The organism is Williamsia sp. 1135, from assembly GCF_002095395.1.
Lineage (GTDB): Bacteria > Actinomycetota > Actinomycetes > Mycobacteriales > Mycobacteriaceae > Williamsia.
In genome coordinates, this window is record NZ_MJEI01000107.1 from 53,022 (window position 1) to 72,080 (window position 19,059).

At 66.1% G+C, this 19,059-nt stretch carries 16 protein-coding genes; 12 read left to right on the forward strand and 4 right to left on the reverse strand.

Going from position 1 to position 19,059, the window contains the following annotated elements:
- Positions 1 to 95: 95 nt before the first annotated feature.
- From BFL43_RS29660 to truB, 5 genes are all read left to right on the forward strand, one after another.
- Entirely contained in the window at positions 96 to 2,696 is a 2,601-nt protein-coding gene (locus BFL43_RS29660; RefSeq protein WP_084896275.1) for a LuxR C-terminal-related transcriptional regulator, read from the forward strand.
- Positions 2,697 to 2,718: 22 nt separating this feature from the next.
- Positions 2,719 to 3,873, forward strand: coding sequence for a DUF2235 domain-containing protein (locus BFL43_RS26430; protein ID WP_084896277.1), 1,155 nt, complete (start codon positions 2,719 to 2,721; stop codon positions 3,871 to 3,873).
- A gap of 120 nt (positions 3,874 to 3,993) precedes the next feature.
- Positions 3,994 to 4,986, forward strand: a complete 993-nt coding sequence (locus BFL43_RS26435; protein WP_084896279.1) for a metallophosphoesterase — start codon at positions 3,994 to 3,996, stop codon at positions 4,984 to 4,986.
- Positions 4,983 to 5,636: a 4'-phosphopantetheinyl transferase superfamily protein gene (locus tag BFL43_RS26440; RefSeq protein WP_084896281.1), complete on the forward strand. Its 654-nt coding sequence runs from the start codon at positions 4,983 to 4,985 to the stop codon at positions 5,634 to 5,636. The genes BFL43_RS26435 and BFL43_RS26440 overlap by 4 nt, the downstream gene beginning before the upstream one ends.
- Positions 5,633 to 6,592, forward strand: a complete 960-nt coding sequence (gene truB, locus BFL43_RS26445; RefSeq protein WP_084896283.1) for a tRNA pseudouridine(55) synthase TruB — start codon at positions 5,633 to 5,635, stop codon at positions 6,590 to 6,592. The genes BFL43_RS26440 and truB overlap by 4 nt, the downstream gene beginning before the upstream one ends.
- A 12-nt stretch (positions 6,593 to 6,604) precedes the next feature.
- Here the strand turns inward: truB and BFL43_RS26450 are convergent, their stop codons facing one another.
- A complete protein-coding gene (locus tag BFL43_RS26450) occupies positions 6,605 to 7,270 on the reverse strand; it encodes a metal-dependent transcriptional regulator (protein ID WP_084838702.1) in 666 nt (221 codons plus the stop codon).
- Positions 7,271 to 7,497: 227 nt separating this feature from the next.
- Here BFL43_RS26450 and BFL43_RS26455 point away from each other — a divergent pair, with 227 nt between their 5' ends.
- From BFL43_RS26455 to BFL43_RS26475, 5 genes are all read left to right on the forward strand, one after another.
- Positions 7,498 to 8,454 carry a bifunctional riboflavin kinase/FAD synthetase gene (locus BFL43_RS26455; RefSeq protein WP_084896285.1) on the forward strand — a complete coding sequence of 319 codons (957 nt, stop codon included), beginning with the start codon at positions 7,498 to 7,500 and terminating at the stop codon, positions 8,452 to 8,454.
- A 186-nt stretch (positions 8,455 to 8,640) separates the two neighbouring features.
- Entirely contained in the window at positions 8,641 to 8,910 is a 270-nt protein-coding gene (gene rpsO / locus BFL43_RS26460; RefSeq protein ID WP_084838559.1) for a 30S ribosomal protein S15, read from the forward strand.
- A 371-nt stretch (positions 8,911 to 9,281) separates the two neighbouring features.
- On the forward strand, positions 9,282 to 11,567 hold the full coding sequence (locus BFL43_RS26465; RefSeq protein WP_084896833.1) for a polyribonucleotide nucleotidyltransferase: 2,286 nt from the start codon (positions 9,282 to 9,284) through the stop codon (positions 11,565 to 11,567).
- 14 nt (positions 11,568 to 11,581) lie between these two features.
- Complete coding sequence (locus BFL43_RS26470) at positions 11,582 to 12,901, forward strand: pitrilysin family protein (RefSeq protein WP_240498509.1); 1,320 nt, start codon at positions 11,582 to 11,584, stop codon at positions 12,899 to 12,901.
- Positions 12,902 to 12,948: 47 nt separating this feature from the next.
- The gene (locus tag BFL43_RS26475; RefSeq protein WP_240498510.1) at positions 12,949 to 14,802 is read left to right on the forward strand and encodes a putative nucleotidyltransferase substrate binding domain-containing protein; all 1,854 of its coding nucleotides are present in this window, start codon (positions 12,949 to 12,951) and stop codon (positions 14,800 to 14,802) included.
- A 4-nt stretch (positions 14,803 to 14,806) separates the two neighbouring features.
- On the opposite strand, the gene ald is transcribed toward BFL43_RS26475, so the two are convergent.
- Entirely contained in the window at positions 14,807 to 15,919 is a 1,113-nt protein-coding gene (gene ald, locus BFL43_RS26480) for an alanine dehydrogenase (protein ID WP_084896289.1), read from the reverse strand.
- A gap of 136 nt (positions 15,920 to 16,055) precedes the next feature.
- On the opposite strand from ald, the gene BFL43_RS26485 reads away from it, so the two are divergent.
- Positions 16,056 to 16,544: an Lrp/AsnC family transcriptional regulator gene (locus BFL43_RS26485; RefSeq protein WP_084896291.1), complete on the forward strand. Its 489-nt coding sequence runs from the start codon at positions 16,056 to 16,058 to the stop codon at positions 16,542 to 16,544.
- Here the strand turns inward: BFL43_RS26485 and BFL43_RS26490 are convergent.
- Together BFL43_RS26490 and BFL43_RS26495 are read right to left on the reverse strand one after the other, a co-directional pair.
- Entirely contained in the window at positions 16,500 to 17,720 is a 1,221-nt protein-coding gene (locus BFL43_RS26490) for an FAD-dependent oxidoreductase (RefSeq protein ID WP_084896293.1), read from the reverse strand. The two genes, BFL43_RS26485 and BFL43_RS26490, sit on opposite strands and share 45 nt — an antisense overlap.
- Positions 17,717 to 18,067 carry a bifunctional 3-phenylpropionate/cinnamic acid dioxygenase ferredoxin subunit gene (locus BFL43_RS26495; RefSeq protein ID WP_084896295.1) on the reverse strand — a complete coding sequence of 117 codons (351 nt, stop codon included), beginning with the start codon at positions 18,065 to 18,067 and terminating at the stop codon, positions 17,717 to 17,719. The genes BFL43_RS26490 and BFL43_RS26495 overlap by 4 nt, the downstream gene beginning before the upstream one ends.
- Before the next feature lie 194 nt (positions 18,068 to 18,261).
- Between BFL43_RS26495 and BFL43_RS26500 the strand changes: the two genes are divergently transcribed.
- Positions 18,262 to 19,041 (forward strand): IclR family transcriptional regulator, encoded by a 780-nt coding sequence (locus BFL43_RS26500; RefSeq protein WP_084896297.1) that lies wholly within the window; start codon positions 18,262 to 18,264, stop codon positions 19,039 to 19,041.
- The last annotated feature ends 18 nt before the right edge of the window (positions 19,042 to 19,059 follow it).

Sequence of the window (19,059 nt, forward strand, 5' to 3'; positions counted from 1 at the left end):
TTGGCGGCGTCTGTCATTGGACCGCAATGGATTTCGTGAGGATAACTAAAGTTATCCACCTCACTCGGCTTGCGCGGGCAGCCTAGAATCAACGCGTGGCACGCACATGGCCGTTGATCGAGCGCGAGCTGGAGTTCAAGACGATCCAGGCGGCTCTCGATTCCGAGACGGCCGATCTCGGAGTGGTACTCACCGGCGACCCTGGCGTGGGCAAGACAACCCTGGCCCGGTACGCGACCGGATCGATGCCCGGGCAGGTCCGGTGGGTCGCCGGAACCGAGTCGGCGCGGAGCATCCCGCTGGGCGCGTTTGCGCACCTGGTCGGGCCGACCACCGCCACCGACCCGGTGACGTTCATGTCGGCGGCGCGCGAGTCGCTTCTCTCCGGGGGAGACACGGTGATCGGCGTCGACGACGCGCACCTGCTCGACGAACTCTCCGCCACCCTGCTCCATCAGCTCGCCATCGACCGGGCCGTACGCATCATCGCCACCGTTCGCAGCGGCGAGACCGTACCCGATGCGGTGACATCGTTGTGGAAAGATCGCCACCTCGTCCGGATCGTGCTGTCGCCCTTCACCAAAACCCAGAGCGTCGAACTCATCGAATCCGTCCTCGGGGGCCGGCTCGAGGGTTTGAGCGCCGACGTGATCTGGGACGCCTCCAGCGGGAACGCCCTGTACCTGCATCATCTGGTCGAGGGGGCGCTCGAATCCGGTGCGCTGCGTCAGGTGCGCGGGGTATGGCAGCTGCGGGGCCGTGCGGCAGTCACCTCCGAATTGGCCTCACTCCTCGAGGGTCGCATCGAGCAGCTCGACGACGACGCCCTCGCGGTGCTCAAGTTGCTCACGTTCTGCGAACCGCTCGATCTCGACGTGCTGTGCGACCTTGTCGGGGAAGCCGCGGTCGACGATGCGGAGGCCCGCGGCCTCATCCGGGTCGCCAGGGACGGACAGCACTTCGACGTCCACTACACGCACCCACTGTTCGGCGACGTGATCCGTCGGCGACTCGGAACCGCCTCGGCGAGACGCCTGCGCGGCCGGTTGGTCACCGCGCTACTCGCAGGCGGTGTCACCACCGCTTCAGAACGTATCCGGCTGGCGGAGCTGTCACTCGACAGCGATCAGAGTCTCGACGTCGAACTGTTCCGCACAGCTGCCCACGACGCGATCGCCCTGGCAAACCTGCCTCTGGGTGAGCGCTTCGCGGAGGCGGCCCTCGCCGGTGGTGGGGGACTCGCCGCAGCCGATCTTCTGGCCAGGGCGTTGTTGTGGCAGGGCCGGCCGGAGGACTCCGACGCCGTGCTGACCGCATTCGATCCGGCGGGCCTGGACCAGCTCCAGTTGGTGCAGTGGGGCCTGACCCGCGTCGGCAACCTCTTCTGGTCGATGGGGGACAGCGATCGCGCCGACGAGGTTCTCGAACTCGTGTCCTCGCGCGTCGATCACCCCGCCCTGGAGTTGGTGGTCGAAGGCATGTCGTCGGCGTGTGCGCTGTTCGAAGGCAGACTGGAGGAGGCGCTGCGCCGCGCGCAGGTGGTCCTGGACTCGCCGAGTGCCAGTCCGTGGGCACTGGAGTGGGCATGCTTCGGAGGAGGCCTGGCGCGTGCCCTCTCCGGTCGAGGCGACGAGGTCGCTGCGCTCGCCGAGCGTGGCCAGGCCGTCGAGTCGAAGACCGACGGACTGCTCCGCTTCCCGACCGGTTTCGGAGAAATACTGGGGCTGACGCTGATCGGTGGTTTCGATGTCGCGGAACAACGCGCCGGACGCTATCTCGCGTTCTCCACCGCCGGGCAGTTCCTCGGCTGGGCGCTGGCGAACATCGTGATGGGCACCGTGGACCTCGCGCGTGGCAGGCTTCGCGAGTCCGCCGCCCGGTATGAGCAGAGTCTTGCGGCCCTGGACACCACGGCAGGTGCTGCGTGGGGATTTCCAGCCCAGATCGGCCTCGTCCAGTCGTACGCCGCCCTCGGCAAAGCCGATGCCGCACAGCGGGTGCTCGCCGACGCCCGCGGGCGCACCGGACGCTATGTGGCCGTGTTCGATCCGCAATTGACAACTGCGGCTGCCTGGGTCGCCGCGTCACAGGGGGTCACGGGAGAAGCGATGTTGCTCGCCCGCCGCGCCGCAGACAGTGCCTCGGCGGCGGGCCAATTCGCCGTGGAGGCCGAAGCGCTGCACGCTGCGGCCCGCTTCGGGGACCCCGCCGTCGCCGGTCGACTGAACGAACTGGCGGGGCGAATCGACGGTGTCCTCGTGGGTGCGTACGCGCGGCACGCCGACGCGGTGGCCACCGGCGAGGGCTTCGATCTGGATCGCAGTGCGACCGAGTTCGAGGACTTGGGGGCCATGGCGTCGGCGGCCGATGCCTCGGCCCAGGCCGCCAGCGCGCACAGCGGTGCGGGCCGGCGGGCCGCGCTCGCCACCTCGTCGGCGCGGGCCAACCGGTTGTCGGCGGCGTGCGGGGGCCTGCGCACGCCCGCGATGGTCGCCGCGGCCAACCCGCTGCCACTGACAGCCAGGGAACGGGAAATCGCCACCCTGGTGGCGGCGGGCCTGTCGAACAAGTCCATCGCCGAGCGACTGACCGTGTCGGTACGCACTGTCGAGGGCCACATCTACCGGGCCTGCACCAAGCTCGATCTCACCGACCGAGCAGATCTGGCGACCCTGCTGTCCGGCCGGGGTCGGTAATACCGAGAGGGCGGGGCCAGGTATGAAGAATCTCATCATCTGCTGCGACGGAACGTGGAAGCGCGCTGACGACCAATACGTCTCGAACATCGAGAAGATCGCCCGCGCCATCGAGACGACACCGGTCGGCGGGACGATGCAGATCGTCTTCTACACGAGCGGGGTGGGTACGGGAGCCACTGCAGCAGAACGCATCCTGGGTGGCGCATTCGGCATCGGGCTGGATTCGGCCATCGTCAGCGCCTACCGGTTCCTCGCACTGAACTACGAACCGGGCGACGCGGTGTTCGTCTTCGGATTCAGCCGGGGTGCGTACACGGCGCGCTCGCTGGTAGGCATGACGAAGGCCATCGGATTGCTGACGCCGGACGGGCTCGCCGACAACAAGCTGCGGTCCGCGATCTCCCTCTACCGTGGCCGTCCGCGCGCTGACGAAGAACCTTCGGAGGACTTCCGTCGTGCCAAGAGCGACTTCGCCGCGTCGTGCTACTCCGACGAGGACGTCGAGATTCGTTTCCTCGGGGTCTTCGACACCGTCGGTGCGCTCGGAGTTCCCGGCCTGTCGCGCCAGAAGTACAGGTTCCACGACGTAACCCTCAACCCACGGGTCAAGTGTGCGCGGCAGGCGCTCGCCATCGACGAACAACGCCGAACCTTCTCGCCCTGCATCTGGCAGCAGGTGCGCGGGGAAGATGGAACGCCCGAGAACACGCTGACCGATGTGAAGCAGGTGTGGTTCGAAGGCGTACACACCGATGTCGGCGGCGGGTACCAGGAAAGTGCGCTCTCGGATCTCGTGCTCAACTGGATGGTTGCCGAGGCACAGCAGTGCGGACTGGTCGTCGATTCCGGACGGCTTGCCAAGGGGCAGAGGTCCGCGCCCCTGATCGTGCACAATTCGCTCACCCTGGCCTATCGCTTCATGAACGTGATCAGTCGTGGCGGGCAGAAGTTCCGGCGATTCCCCAAGGCGGTGATCTGGCGGTTTCGTGGTGATCGTCGGCTGCTGGAGTCGAGCGCGGAGGACTGGGGTGTGGCGATCGCCTCGGGCGCTCACCGGCGCTGGACCGAGGCCGCGGACATGGGCGAACCCAGCGCCGTCAACGTGAGCTGGTGGATCCAATGGCTCGGCGAGCACGGTGTCGACCCCTCGGTACGTGTGGAGAAGGTCGACTGACCCGCGCAACTCGGCTCTGCGGTCGCCGCGCCGATGGTCCGGTTTGACGCCTCCGGTACAAATGCACAGGGGAACTGTACGTGCAATGAATCGGGGATCAGCGGAAGGGATCGACGCGCTATGGCGACATTGTGGGCGGTCAGTGACCTGCATGTCGCGCACCGCGGCAACGAGTCGGTCATCGATCGCATCCACCCGTCGGACGAGGGTGACTGGCTGATCGTCGCCGGTGACGTGAGCGAGCGGACCGACGACATCTCGGACACCTTGCGCCGCCTCAAGGCGCGCTTCCACACCGTGATCTGGACGCCGGGCAACCATGAGCTCTACACCACCGCCAAGGATCCGATGCAGATCTTCGGCGTCGCGCGCTACGACTATCTCGTGCAGATGTGTCGCGACCTAGGTGTGGTCACGCCGGAGGACATCTACCCGTTGTTCGATGCCGGCGACGGCTCGCAGCCGGTTCGGGTGGTGCCCATGTTCCTGTTGTACGACTACACCTTTCGGCCAAAAGGGACCGCCAACAAGCTGCAGGCCCTCGCAGTTGCCCGAGAGAACAACGTGGTTGCGACCGACGAGTTCTTGTTGTCGCCGGAGCCGTTCCAGACCCGCGACGCGTGGAGCCGCGCCCGGATCGAGCAGACTCGTAAGCGGCTGGACCAGCTCGACCCAGCCGAGCCCAAGGTGCTGATCAACCACTGGCCGCTGCGCCGGGAACCTACGGACACGCTGATGTATCCCGAGTTCGCCCTGTGGTGCGGCAGTGAACTCACCCACGACTGGCATCAGCGCTACAACGCCTCGTGCTGCGTCTACGGGCACCTGCACATCCCGCGGACCACCTGGTACGACGACATCCGGTTCGAGGAGGTGTCGGTGGGCTACCCGCGCGAATGGAGCCGTCGCGGTCTACCCGACCCGTTGCTCCGCAAGATCGCGCCGGACGACGGACTCCGTCCCGAACATCTTCCGGAGCACGGTGCGCGGTTCGAGTTGCCGGCCGATTACAAAGAACGCGCCGAGGAGTTCGCCCAGAAACTGGCAAAGAAGCGCGAGGACACGAGAGCCCGCCGCGCGGAGCGGGAACAGAAGCGAGACGGGACGCCATGATCGAGAAGCTGTTGCCCAACGGGGTCGCAGTGGCCGAATCCTTCGGTGAGATGCCCGATGTCGCGCCGCTCGCAGCCGAGGCCGGTCTCATCGCCAGAGCGGTGGACAAGCGCCGCAAGGAGTTCGTCACCACTCGGAACTGTGCACGAGAGGCCCTGGGTCAGTTGGGTATCGATCCGGTGCCCATCATGCGTGGCGAGAGGGGAGAGCCGCTCTGGCCGCGGCAGGTGGTCGGGAGCCTCACCCACTGCGACGGTTACCGTGCCGCCATAGCGGGCTACACGATGCAGGTGCGTTCGCTCGGTATGGATGCGGAACCGCACGGCCCGTTGCCCGAAGGGGTGCTCGAGCACGTCAGCGTCGAACCCGAACGACAGGTCCTCGCCGCCCGCGGCGACGATCTGCATTGGGACCGGTTGCTGTTCTGCGCCAAGGAGGCGACCTACAAGGCGTGGTTCCCGCTGACCAAGCGCTGGCTGGGTTTCGAGGATGCACACATCACCTTCGAGCGGACCGACGAATTCGCGGGCACCTTCCGCACCGAACTACTCGTCGACGGCACCACTGTCGACGGCGGAGACCCGCTGCTCGGCTTCGACGGTCGGTGGCTGATCGACTCGGGGCTGGTCATCGCCGTGATCGCACTATGACCGCGCCGCGGTCGGGACTCGACGGCGCGGGCCTGCTGATCATCGACAAGGAGCAGGGTGTCACCAGTCACGACGTCGTTGCCTCGTGCCGAAAGCTGCTGAAGACGAGGAAGGTCGGGCATGCGGGGACCCTCGACCCCATGGCGACCGGTGTACTGGTCCTAGGGGTCGAACGCGCCACCAAGATGCTCGGGTTGTTGTCCCTGACGACAAAGGCCTACGTGGCGACGATCCGCCTCGGTGCAGACACCGACACCGACGATGCCGAGGGAGCCATTCTCACCCGTACGGACACCGCAACCCTGGATCCGGCCCGCATTGCGGCAGAGGTTCAAGCTCTGACCGGGAACATCAGTCAGGTCCCGGCGCGGGTCAGTGCTATCAAAGTCGACGGCAAACGGGCCCACGCGCTCGCCCGGGACGGCGCGGACTTCGAACTGAAGGCCCGGCCGGTCACGGTGTCCCGGTTCGAGGTCGGCGCGACCACGGTGACGCCGTGGGAGGCCGGTACCGAGGGTGTTTTCACCGATATCCCGGGCGCCGGAGGCGTCTTCACCGATGTAGAGGTCGAGGTGGACTGCTCGGCAGGAACCTACATCCGGTCTCTTGCCCGCGATCTGGGTGCGGCGCTCGGCGTGGGCGGACATCTGATCGCGTTGCGGCGCACCAGGGTCGGGCCGTTCACGCTGGCCGAGGCCCGAACTCTCACCGAGCTGGCCGACGATCCGGCGGTGAGTCTCGGCATCGACGACGCCGCGCAGTTCGCATTCTCCCATCGCAACATCAGTGCGGACGAGGCGGAATCGATCAGCCAGGGTCGCTGGCTCGAACCGATCGGGATGGCAGGGACGTATGCCGCCATCGATCCGGACGGTCACACGATCGCACTGCTCCAGGAGAAGGGCAGGCGGGCGAGTTCGGTGATGGTGGTGCGGCCGGCGACGCTGCGTCAGTGATCGCCGGCGCGATCAGGCGGGCACCAGCCAGATGGCCTGAGCCGCGATGTCGCCCAGGTCGATCGGGGTTCCGCCGTCGATACAGATCTCGATCGTGCCCGCGAACGGTCGCCGTTCACGGACCACGATCGTGCGGTCGAGCGCGATGCCGACCGAGTCGAAGTACCGCAGCATCTCCGGGTCCGAGTCCGCGATCCGCGCGACGGTGCCGCTGACGCCGGCATCGAGATCGGCGAGCACCTTTGCCTGCGGGGAGGGTACGGAACCGTCCAGAGCCGGAATGGGATCGCCGTGGGGATCGCGGGTCGGGTGGTCGAGTTTCGCGTCCAGCCTCGACAGGAAACGGTCGGAGACGGCGTGTTCGAGCACCTCCGCCTCGTCGTGCACCTCGTCCCACCCGTAGCCGAGTTCCCGGACGAGAAACGTCTCGAGCAGACGGTGCCTGCGAACCATGAGGACCGCGGCCATCCGGCCCGTCTCGGTCAGCGTGATGGACCCATAACGCTCGTGAACGACAAGATCCTGGTCGGCGAGCTTACGGATGGCCTCCGAAGCCGTCGACGGTGACACTCCGAGCCTCTCGGCGAGCATCTTGGTGGTGATCTTCTCCGGCTTCCATTCTTGTCCGGTCCAGATCACCTTCAGGTAATCCTGGGTCACCGAGGACAGTTCGGCCAGTGCCTTCAAGTCGGCGGTGTCGACTGTTGGCGAGGAAGCGTCTGTTCCCTTCCCGGCGTCCGAGGGGGCGTCTGATGGCGGCACCCTTCGAGCTTAGGGCTCGGGCGCTCAGGAGTGGGGATTGGGCGCGCTGAGAAACGGGCCGGCAACGATGATGGGCGCGGCCCGGGTAATGCTCCGGTGCGGCAGTGTCGCGGCCGCCAGGGTGGGGTCGTAGGCTTACCGGTGTGTTGCGTTGGCGAGGGCTAGACGATATACCCGCGGACTGGGGCAGATGCGTGGTCACGATCGGCGTTTTCGACGGCGTTCACCGGGGCCACGCCCAACTGATCACGACGGCCACGAAGGCGGCGACCGAGCGCGGGGTCCCGGCAGTCCTGATGACGTTCGATCCACACCCTGCGGAAGTGGTGCGTCCGGGCACCCACCCACCGCAGCTCTCCACCTTGACCCGGCGGGCCGAATTGGCCGAGGAGCTGGGTATCGATGTCTTCTGCGTCATGCCTTTCACCGCGGTACTGGCGGCGCAGAGTCCGAAAGATTTCGCTCACGAGGTGCTGGTGGAGCGCCTACATGCGCAAGAGGTGGTCGTCGGCGACAACTTCACCTTCGGTAAGAAGGCCGCCGGGGACGTCGGGGTCCTGCGGACTCTCGGCGAAAAGTTCGGGTTCGGGGTCCAGGCGGTTTCGCTGCTCGCTGAACACGCTGTGACCTTCTCGTCCACCTACATCCGATCCTGCGTGGACGCCGGAGACGTCGCAGCGGCAACAGAAGCGCTGGGTCGGCCACACCGTGTCGAGGGTGTCGTCGTGCGCGGGGACGGTCGAGGACGGGAACTGGGTTTCCCGACCGCGAACGTCGCGCCGCCGATGTATTCGGCGATCCCCGCCGACGGGGTCTACGCCGCCTGGTTCACCGTGCTGGGCCCGGGGCCGGTGGTCGGCCAGGTCGAGCCGGGGGAGAGCTACCGCGCCGCGGTGTCCGTCGGGACGAATCCGACATTCTCGGGGCGGACGAGGACCGTCGAGGCGTTCATCCTCGACACGAAGGCCGACCTCTACGGCCAGCACGTGGCGGTCGATTTTGTCGCGCGTATCCGTGCGCAGGAAAAATACGATTCGGTTCAGGTGCTCATCGATCACATCGCGGCAGATGTCGAGGAGATCCGGAAGTTGTTGCCCTAGAGTCTGTCTCGCGATCAGTGCGGTCGGTTGCCGGGCGATTTGGCCGCATGGTCGGTGCGGCTGTATTGTTGCCCGTTGGTGTGCGCTGCGGTTCGCGGTGGCCGCACCTGGAGAACTTCGGTGGTGGGCAAATATCGCCCGGTTCTCTCACACATACGTACGCGATCATCATCACCAGGAGTTTTTGTGGCACTGACCGTTGAAGAGAAGAAGACCATCCTGGCCGAATACGGCCTGCACGAGACCGACACCGGATCTCCTGAAGCTCAGGTCGCGATGCTGACCAAGCGCATCGTCGATCTCACCGAGCACCTCAAGAAGCACAAGCACGACCACCACAGCCGTCGTGGACTGCTGCTGCTCGTCGGCAAGCGCCGCCGGTTGCTCAAGTACGTGGCCAAGGTCGACGTGCAGCGTTACCGCACGCTGATCGAGCGCCTCGGCCTGCGCCGATAGCTGCGGTCGGGCCCGCCGCGGCGGGCTCAAGAACTGGAGCACGGCCCGCTGGGTCGGGCTCAAGAACTGAAGCATGGCCCGCTCGGTCGGGCTTAAGAAGTGAAGATTGACAGCGCCGAGGGTATCGAGTGATACCCTCGGCGTGGCTTTTGTGCAAGGAGAATGTTCGTCCGTGCGCCCGCACTGGTGAGCGGTCTTCGGTAGTGGCTCCCGGAACGCAGATCGGCGTCCGGCAGCTTCGATCGATGGCCGTCACCCTCGGCGCCGACAGATGTCCTCCCTCGCTCAGGGCCTACTCGCGTGTGTTTGCCCGCGAGTCACAGACCGTACGCAGGTCGGACCTGTCGTACGACGAGAGGAAACCCCAACACATGACCGACGTCACCACCACCACAGACGCTGTGGAGTACGACGACGAGATCACCGAAGCAACTGCCATCATCGACAACGGCAGCTTCGGAACCCGCACCATCCGCTTCGAGACCGGACGTCTCGCGCAGCAGGCCGCAGGTGCGGTCGTCGCCTATCTGGACGAAGAGACCATGCTGCTCTCGGCCACCAGTGCCGGCAAGCATCCGAAAGACCACTTCGACTTCTTCCCACTGACCGTGGACGTCGAAGAGCGGATGTACGCCGCGGGCCGCATCCCGGGATCGTTCTTCCGCCGCGAAGGCCGTCCCTCCACCGATGCGATCCTCACCTGCCGTCTGATCGACCGGCCGTTGCGCCCGTCCTTCGTCGACGGCCTGCGTAACGAGATCCAGGTCGTCGTCACGATCCTGAGCCTCGATCCCAAGGACCTGTATGACGTGGTGGCCATCAACGCCGCCTCGGCGTCCACCCAGATCGCCGGACTCCCGTTCTCGGGCCCGGTCGGTGGCGTCCGCGTCGCACTGATTCCGACCGAAGAGAACAAGGCCGGCCAGTGGGTCGCGTTCCCGACCGTCGAACAGCTCGAAGGCGCTGTCTTCGACATGGTCGTCGCGGGGCGCATCGTCTCCGGCGAAGGCGACACCGCCGACGTCGCGATCATGATGGTCGAGGCCGAGGCCACCGACAACGTGATCGAGCTCATCGCAGGCGGCGCCCAGGCGCCGACCGAGGCGATCGTGGCCGAGGGCCTCGAGGCCGCCAAGCCGTTCATCGCGCGCCTCTGTGAGGCACAGCAGAAACTTGCCGCCGAGGCCTCGAAGCCGACCGGTGACTTCCCGCTGTTCCCGCCGTACGGTGATGACGTCTTCGCCGCGGTCGAGACCGCGGGTGCAGCCAAGCTCTCCGAGATCTTGACCATCCCGGGCAAGAAGGATCGCGACGACAAGACCGACGAGCTCAAGGCCGAGATCCTTGCTCAGCTCGGCGACCAGTTCGAGGGACGCGAGAAGGAGATCGGCGGGGCGTACCGCTCGCTGACCAAGAAGCTCGTGCGCAAGCGGATCCTCACCGATCACTTCCGGATCGACGGCCGCGGTGTCACAGATATCCGCTCGCTGTCCGCCGAGGTCGCCGTGATCCCGCGTGCCCACGGCAGCTCGCTGTTCGAGCGTGGCGAGACCCAGATCATGGGCGTCACCACCCTCGACATGGTCAAGATGGCCCAGCAGATCGACTCGCTCGGACCCGAGACCAGCAAGCGCTACATGCACCACTACAACTTCCCGCCGTATTCGACCGGTGAGACCGGTCGCGTCGGTTCGCCGAAGCGTCGCGAGATCGGGCACGGCGCACTCGCCGAGCGCGCTCTGATGCCTGTGCTGCCGAGCGTGGAAGAGTTCCCGTACGCGATCCGTCAGGTGTCCGAGGCGCTGAGCTCGAACGGCTCTACCTCGATGGGTTCGGTCTGCGCGTCGACGATGTCGCTGCTGAACGCAGGTGTGCCACTCAGGGCGCCCGTCGCCGGTATCGCGATGGGGCTGGTCTCCGATGAGATCGACGGCCAGACCCGGTACGTGGCGCTCACGGACATCCTGGGTGCCGAGGACGCCTTCGGCGACATGGACTTCAAGGTCGCAGGGACCAAGGACTTCGTGACCGCGCTGCAGCTCGACACCAAGCTCGACGGAATCCCGTCGCCGGTGCTCGCCTCGGCGCTCTCGCAGGCCAAGGACGCCAGGATCACGATCCTCGAGGTCATGGCCGAGGCCATCGACGAGCCCGACGAGATGAGCAAGTACGCACCTCGCGTGACGACCGTCAAGGTCCCGGTCGACAAGATCGGCGAGGTCATCGGGCCCAAGGGCAAGATGATCAATTCGATCACCGAGCAGACCGGTGCGAACATTTCGATCGAGGACGACGGCACCGTGTTCGTCGGTGCCACCGATGGTCCGTCTGCCCAGGCCGCGATCGACATGATCAACGCCATCGCCAACCCGCAGTTGCCGAAGGTCGGCGAACGGTTCCTCGGAACCGTCGTCAAGACAACCACGTTCGGCGCCTTTGTCTCGCTGCTCCCGGGCCGCGACGGACTCGTCCACATCTCGAAGCTGGGCAAGGGCAAGCGAATCGGCAAGGTCGAGGACGTCGTCAACGTCGGCGAGAAGCTCCGCGTCGAGATCGCAGACATCGACGATCGCGGCAAGATCAGCCTCGTCCCGGTCGAGGATGACGCAGACGCCGCGGCGCCTGCTGACGCCGACGCTACCGAGGCGAAAGCCTGAGTAACACAGCTGGTTTGACGGCGGCGCAGCGCTCTGCGTCGTCGGACACCCACCGGGCAGTACGGAGATCCGTACTGCCCGGTGGGCTGCGTGTGGTCACCGAGTACCTCCCAGGGGTGCGCTCGGCGTCCGTCGGGTTGTGGGTCGCAGTCGGCTCGCGTGATGAGAAGCCGTCCGTCGCGGGTGCCGCACACTTCCTCGAACATCTGCTGTTCAAGTCGACGCCCACCCGGTCGGCGGCGGGTACAGCGGAACAGATCGACGCCATCGGCGGCGAACTGAACGCTTTCACCGGTAAAGAACAGACCTGCTACTACGCGCACGTGCTCGACGAGCACCTCGCGACCGCCATCGACATCGTGGGCGACGTGGTGCTGCGCGGGCAGTGTCGCTCGGAGGACGTGGACATCGAGCGGGCAGTGGTGCTCGAAGAGATCTCGATGCGCGACGACGACCCGGAAGATCTGCTGGCCGACCTGTTCATGACTGCGATGTACGGCGACCACCCCATCGGCAGGCCGGTGATCGGTTCGGTCGAGTCGGTCACGGGCATGTCCAGGGCTCAGATCCGCTCGTTCCACCAGCGCCGGTACACGCCGGACAAGATGGTGCTCTCGGTCGCGGGCAACGTCGACCACGCATCGGTACTCGCTGCGGTCCGGACCACATTCGCCGGTCATCTTTCGGGGAAGGTGCCACCGGCGCCGATTCGGGTGGGTGCCAAAGCGATCGGTGGCAGGCCTGCCCTCGAGGTCTCGTACCGGGACACCGAGCAGGCGCACCTGCTCCTCGGTGTCCGCGGACCCGGCCGGGGCAATCCTGACCGATGGGCGCTCTCGGTACTCAACACCGCCCTGGGCGGGGGCTTGAGTTCGCGGCTGTTCCAGGAGGTCAGGGAGTCTCGCGGACTCGCGTATTCGGTCTACTCCTCGGTGGACTCGTTCGCCGACATCGGGGCCTTCTCGGTGTACGCCGGCTGCTCACCCGACCACCTGTCCGAGGTGGTGACCGTCATCGACGACATCTTGACCCAGGTCGCGGCAGACGGGATCACCGACGAAGAACTCGCGCGGGCCAAAGGGTCATTGCGGGGCGCAATGGTGCTCGGTCTCGAGGATTCGCAGTCCCGGATGCACCGCAACGGACGCGGCGAGATCAACTACGGCAAACAGATGTCCGTCGATCAGACGTTGCGCAAGATCGACCGGGTGACGGTTGCCGACACCCATCGGGTGGCGCGAGAGTTGTTGTCGCGCCCGTTCGGGGCAGCGGTGGTCGGACCGTACCGAACGCGCAGGCAGCTTCCGAAGTCGCTCACCTCACTCGTGAACTGATCTGTTTCGATCGCGCTCGTGCGGCGATGAACTGGCACGATGAGCGAATGGTGTCGATCGCAGAGTTCCTTGCCGGGTATCCGCCCTTCGATTCGCTCGCAGCAGACGAACTCGCGCGGATCGCTGCGGCGTCTCGGCTGGAGGACCATGCCTCCGGCAGCCAGATCATGGACGGATTCACAGACCAGGTCGAAGAGCTGGCAGTGGTGGTCTCCGGGCAGGTGGAGTTGTGGAACTCGCCCGATCACAAGCCTGACGGTCCCGACGAGATCCTGGGCCCCGGGGGAGTTTTCGGCTACTCCGCGATGCTGACAGGATCGTCGATCGGCCCACTTGCCATCGCTGCCGGGCCCGTCCAGGCCTGCCGGATCCCGGGCCCGATCGTCCGGCCGGTGTTCTCGTCTCTGGCGGGTGCGGAGTTCTTGGCGCGCAAATTGACCGTCGCGCAACGCACCGATTCGTTGTCGATCAACGACTACGGCACCGTTGATGAACTGATCCGTACTGCGCCGGTGGTCGGTAGCGGGGACATGACGGTGCAACAGGCCGCTCAGAAAATCTCCGAACATCACAGCGGCTACATCGTGATCCCTTGCGCGGACGGTCGTTTCGGGCTGCTCACCGACCGCGATATCAGGGCCCGCGTGGTCGCAGCGGGCGGTGATCTGCAGCAACCCGTCGAGCAGGTGATGACTTTCCCGGCGATCACCGCCGCCACCAGCGCCCCGGCGTCGGATGTCCTCGTCGACATCCTCGAGCAGGACCTGACGTGCGTTCCGGTCGTGGATCCGGGTGGCCGCTTGAAGGGCGTGGTGTTGCCGGGCGACTTCGTCAACGCCCCGGCCGGGGTGAGCGTGACTCTGCGGGAACAGATCACTCGATCCGATTCGATCGAGACCCTGCAGGAGCGGGGTCGCCGGATGCGCTACCTGGTGGCGGATCTGCTGCGGCGCGGGCGGCCGTCGTTCGAGGTGACGGCGGTGCTGTCGGTGGTCACCGACGCTCTGGTGCGCCGCGCCCTGGAAATGGTGCTGGCCGAGCACCCCGAACTCGATCCGGCCGCGCTGACGTGGCTGTCGCTCGGCAGCAACGCGCGTAGGGAACCGGTGCTCAGTTCCGACGTCGACAGCGCGGTGTCGTTCGACGAGTCGGTGTCGGATCCCGAAGACATGGCTCGGTATCGGGCGATGTTCGGGGAGGTGGGTGAGGTGCTGCGCGGATGTGGCCTCGCAGGCGACACCAACGGCGCCACCGCCGCGATGCCGCTGTTCGCCCGGACGCACGAACAGTGGCGGGAGGCGGCTCAGCAGTGGCTGGTCTCGCCACTCGACAACAAGGGCATGATCTTGGCGTCGCTCCTGCTCGACGGCAGACCCATCTGGGGTGATCCGGGAGCGACGGCGGTCTCCGAGGTGTTCGGTGAACTGCGCAAACACCCGGGCACGATGCGGCTGCTACTGGCCGAATCCCTCTCGTACCGAGCGAAAGTCCGCTCGATGCGCGATGTCCTGTCGCGACGCGGTGGCACGTTCGACATCAAGAGTCACGCACTCATTCCCGTCATCAACATCGCCCGGTGGGCTGCGCTGAGTGTGCAGAGCCCGGAGTTGGGCACCCGGGCGCGACTCGCCGCCGCCGCGGGCAGTCCGATGCTCACCGAGGACAACGCGCACACGCTCATCGAGGTGTTCGAGGTGCTGCAGAAGATCCGCCTCACCTACCAGGTCGCGCAGGTAGACCGAGGTGAGACCGCAACGGATGTACTGACCATGCAACGCCTTTCGCCGCTGGACCGCAGTCTCGTCGGACAGGCCGTCCGGGAGGTCTCAGCGGTCCAGCGGCGAATGGAGAACATGTCGCACTATCTGTCCGTCAAGGAGTGGGCCGAGCCCACGAGGTGAGCGATCAGACGGTCAGCGGTGAGGTTCCCAGCGGGATGTCGAGGGCCTCGGACACGTGCGGGCAGAGCAGTTCACCCTGGTGGGTGCTCAGTCCCTTGGCGAGAGCTGGGTCACGGCGCAGGGCGTCGACCCAACCGAGGTCGGCGAGGCGCAGCACGTGGGGCAACGTGGCGCCGGTCAGTGCCATCGTCGAGGTGCGCGCCACGGATCCGGGCATGTTCGCGACACAGTAGAAGACCGAGTCGTGGACCATGAAGGTCGGGTCGTCGTGGGTCGTGGGCCGAGAGTCCTCGAAGCATCCGCCCTGATCAATGGCGATATCGACGAGAACCGATCCCGGCTTCATCTGCGCCACCAGCGAATTCGAGACGAGAACAGGGGCCTTGGCGCCGGGCACCAGCACGGCGCCGATCACGAGGTCGGCCTTCTTGATCGCCTCGTCGAGGTCGAGTTTGGTGCTGTATCGGGTGTGCACGCGTCCGTTGAACCGTGCATCGATGGCGCGGAGTTTGGTGATGTCCAGGTCGAAGACGGTGACGTCGGCGCCCATGCCGACTGCGATGGTTGCGGCATTGACACCGCTGACGCCGCCGCCGATCACGACCACCTCGGCAGGTGCGGTGCCGGGGACGCCGCCCATGAGCACGCCGCGGCCACCGGCTGAACGCATGAGGTGGTAGGCGCCGACCTGAGGTGCGAGACGCCCGGCGACCTCACTCATCGGGGCGAGCAACGGTAGGGAGCCATCGGCGGCCTGAACGGTCTCGTAGGCGATTGCAGTGGTGCCCGACGTCAGCAACGCGTCCGTGCAGGCCCGGCTGGCGGCGAGGTGCAGGTAGGTGAACAGCGTCTGACCCTCCCGCATGAGCTCGTACTCGGGCGCGATGGGTTCTTTGACCTTGAGCAACAGGTCGGCCTGTTCCCACACCTCCCGGGCGGTACCGAGGATCTGCGCGCCGGCCTCCTTGAAGTCGGTGTCGGCGATCGCCGACCCACTTCCGGCCTCGTGCTCGATGACCACGTCGTGCCCGCGCCGGGTGAGCTCGGCGACCCCAGCCGGGGTGATGGCAACGCGGTATTCGTTGTTCTTGATCTCGCGTGGGACGCCGACGCGCATGGCTGGACTCTCCTCGATGTGGACGGGCTCGGTGTGTTCACCAGCGTGAACAAACGTCGGGAAAGTAGCAATGCATCTGAACATAATTCTCTCATGAGGGAGTATTCTCATGAAATCTTCGTAGAAAGGCCCTGGGATGGCACTTGAACCGAATAATATTCGGGTCCGAACAGCGGGCCTTGACGACATTGATCGGCGCCTGTTGACCCTGCTCCAGGCTGATGCCCGTGCGTCGAACAGTGCACTGGCTTCCGAGGTGGGAATCGCCGCGTCGACATGTCACGGCCGGATCCGCCGCCTGATCGAGCTCGGGGTCGTGCGCGGGTTCTTCGCGGACATCGATCCGGCAGCGGTGGGCCGGCCCCTGCGAGCGATGGTGGCGGTCAGTCTGCAATCCGATGCACGGGGGCAGATCCGCCGGTTCGTCGCCGAGATCGGGCAGAAGGACGACGTGATCGATGTGTTCTTCCTGGCCGGGGCCGACGACTACCTCTTGCATGTCGCCACCGCGGACACCGAGAGCCTGCGTCAGTTCGTCGAGATGCTCAATTCCCGGCCCGAGGTGTCGGGAACCACGACGTCACTGGTGTTCGACCATTTGCGCGGATCGGCGCCGGTCTTCTGAACGGTCGAGTTCTTTGCGCAATCGGGTGAACAAACGTCCGCCGTCCACGGCCACCACTGCGCAGGGGTGGTCGCCTGCGCCGAACGTCGCGACAAAGGAATCGGTGTCCGGTCCACCATCGAGGTAGACCGGGTCGGTGCCGGTGGGCACTGCGCCGCTCACCTGGAGCCTGGTGCCGTACTGATCCGACCAGAAGTACGGGGCAACGGTTTTCGGAGCCGAAAGGCCCAACAGTCGCCGGGCCGCTCGACGCGAATGGTCGAGCGCGCCGGACCAGTGTTCTTGCCGCAGGTGCAGCCCGGTCTTGGGGTCGTATACGCGGGCGCAGTCGCCGACCGCATAGACCCCGCCCACCGCGGTGGCGCAGTCGGCGTCCGTGAGGACCCCGGTGTCCAGGGCGACGCCGGATGCCTTGAGCCACTCGGTGTTCGGAACCGCTCCGATGCCGACGACCACCACGTCTGCGGGAAGCTCGCTGCCGTCGGCGAGGGTCACCGATTCGACGCGCTCGGATCCGTTGATGGTGTCGATCGCGGCGCCGGTGAGCAGACGGACGCCGTGCGCTGCGTGTCGGCGATGTAAGCGGGCAGCCAGTTCTGGCCCGACCAGCGCAGCGCCGGGCGCCTCGGATGCTTCCACGATGGTCACCTTCTTGCCCAGTTTTGCTGCGCTGGATGCCACCTCGCATCCGACGAAACCGGCGCCGATGACGACGACATGGGTGCCATCGCGGAAGGACTCGGCCAACGCCGCGGCGTCGTCGAGCGTTCGGAGCGTGTGAACCCCGGAAAGGTCCGCCCCGATCAGAGTGCGTGCGCGAGACCCCGTGGCGGCGATCACGGCCTGCGCTTCGACGACGCCGCCGTCTGCGAGTTCGACCGTGTGTCCGGTGTCGGTGTGCCGCAATCCGATCGCCTCGACTCCGAGCCGCCAGCCGAATCCGGTGTGGTCGTCAGCGTCGGCGAGCATCAACGACTCCGGTGGTTCGGTCTGTTGCAGGAAACCTTTCGACAGTGGGGGGCGGTCGTACGGGTAGTGGTTCTCGGCGCCGATCAAGGTGATGGATCCGGTGTGGCCGAGTGTCCTGAGCTCACGGGCGGTGGACAGGCCTGCCAGCGAGGCCCCGACGATCGCGACCGAGGAGGCGACAGGTGGTGGAACGCCGTCACCACTCATGCGGCGTCGGGCGCGCTCAGACGCAGATAGATGCGACCGCCGTCGACGACGGTCTGATGGACACGGACCGGGAGTTTGGCGGGCGGACCGGACGGCATCCCGGTACGTAGGTCGAAGCAGGCCTCGTGGAGAGGACACTCCACGGCGCAATCCTCGACCCAACCGTCGGCGAGGGACGTGTCTTGATGGGTGCAGGTGTCGTCGATCGCGAACACACCCTCGCTCGTGTGGAATACCGCGATGGTCGCCTGTCCCGGCGGCGTCACCCGCAGGACTTCGCCGGCGGGGAGCGTGTCGGTGGTCGCCACCAAGAAGTGGGTGAGGTCCTGCTGGGGGAGTGTGGTCATGGTGGCCTCGTGATGTCGGGAGTGTATGTGACGGCCAGTTGCGTACGTTGCAACAAGAATCGTTATGCGCAACAGATTGGCAGCCGTGAGCCCAGTCGTCAAGCCGCCGCGCACGTGTTGTGCATAACCCGAGCGCACAGCGCCGGAACGGGTCGTCGCGGTCGTCGGTGGGCGTCCGATTAGGGTGAACAGCGATGACTGATGCCGAGAACGAAACCCGACCCGCGTCGATCCAGTCGGTCGACCGGGCGCTGCAGGTGCTGGAGATCCTGGCCCGGGAAGGGCAGGGCGGTGTCTCCGACATCGCGGACACCCTGGGCGTCCACAAGTCGACGGTCTCCCGACTGGTGTCCGTCCTCGAGGCCAGGGGTTTCGTCGAGCAACTGGCCGACCGGGGCAAATACCGGCTCGGCTTCACGCTCGTCCGGCTCGCCGGGGCGACGATGGCGACACGGGATCTCGGAAAAGAAAGCCGCGACGTGTGCGAGCCGCTGGCCGCAGAAGTGGGAGAGACGGTCAATCTGGCGATCCTCGAAGGCGACCGCGCGATCAACATCACCGAATCCAGTGGTCCGTCGGGTATAGCCCTGCGCACCTGGGTGGGCCAGAGTTCGCCTGCGCACGCCACCTCGAGCGGGAAGGTGCTGTTGTCGGCATTGACCGATGCCGAACTCGGGGCCGCGCTCGACGAAGCCCTCGAACGCTTCACCGACCGCACGATCGTCAGCCGTGACGCTCTGCGTGATGAACTGCACGTGATCGCCGGGCGGGGCTGGTCGGGTGCGGTGGAGGAACTCGAGGAGGGACTCAACGCGATCGCGGCACCGGTGCGTGATCACACCCGTGATGTCGTTGCGGCGCTGAGTATTTCGGGTCCGAGTTTCCGTTTGACCCCGGACGTCATGGAATTGCTGGCACCACGGGTTCGGGAAGCGGCCCTCGAGGTCAGTCGGCGGATCGGCTTTCCGGGCTGACCCGGTGTGACTTGACAC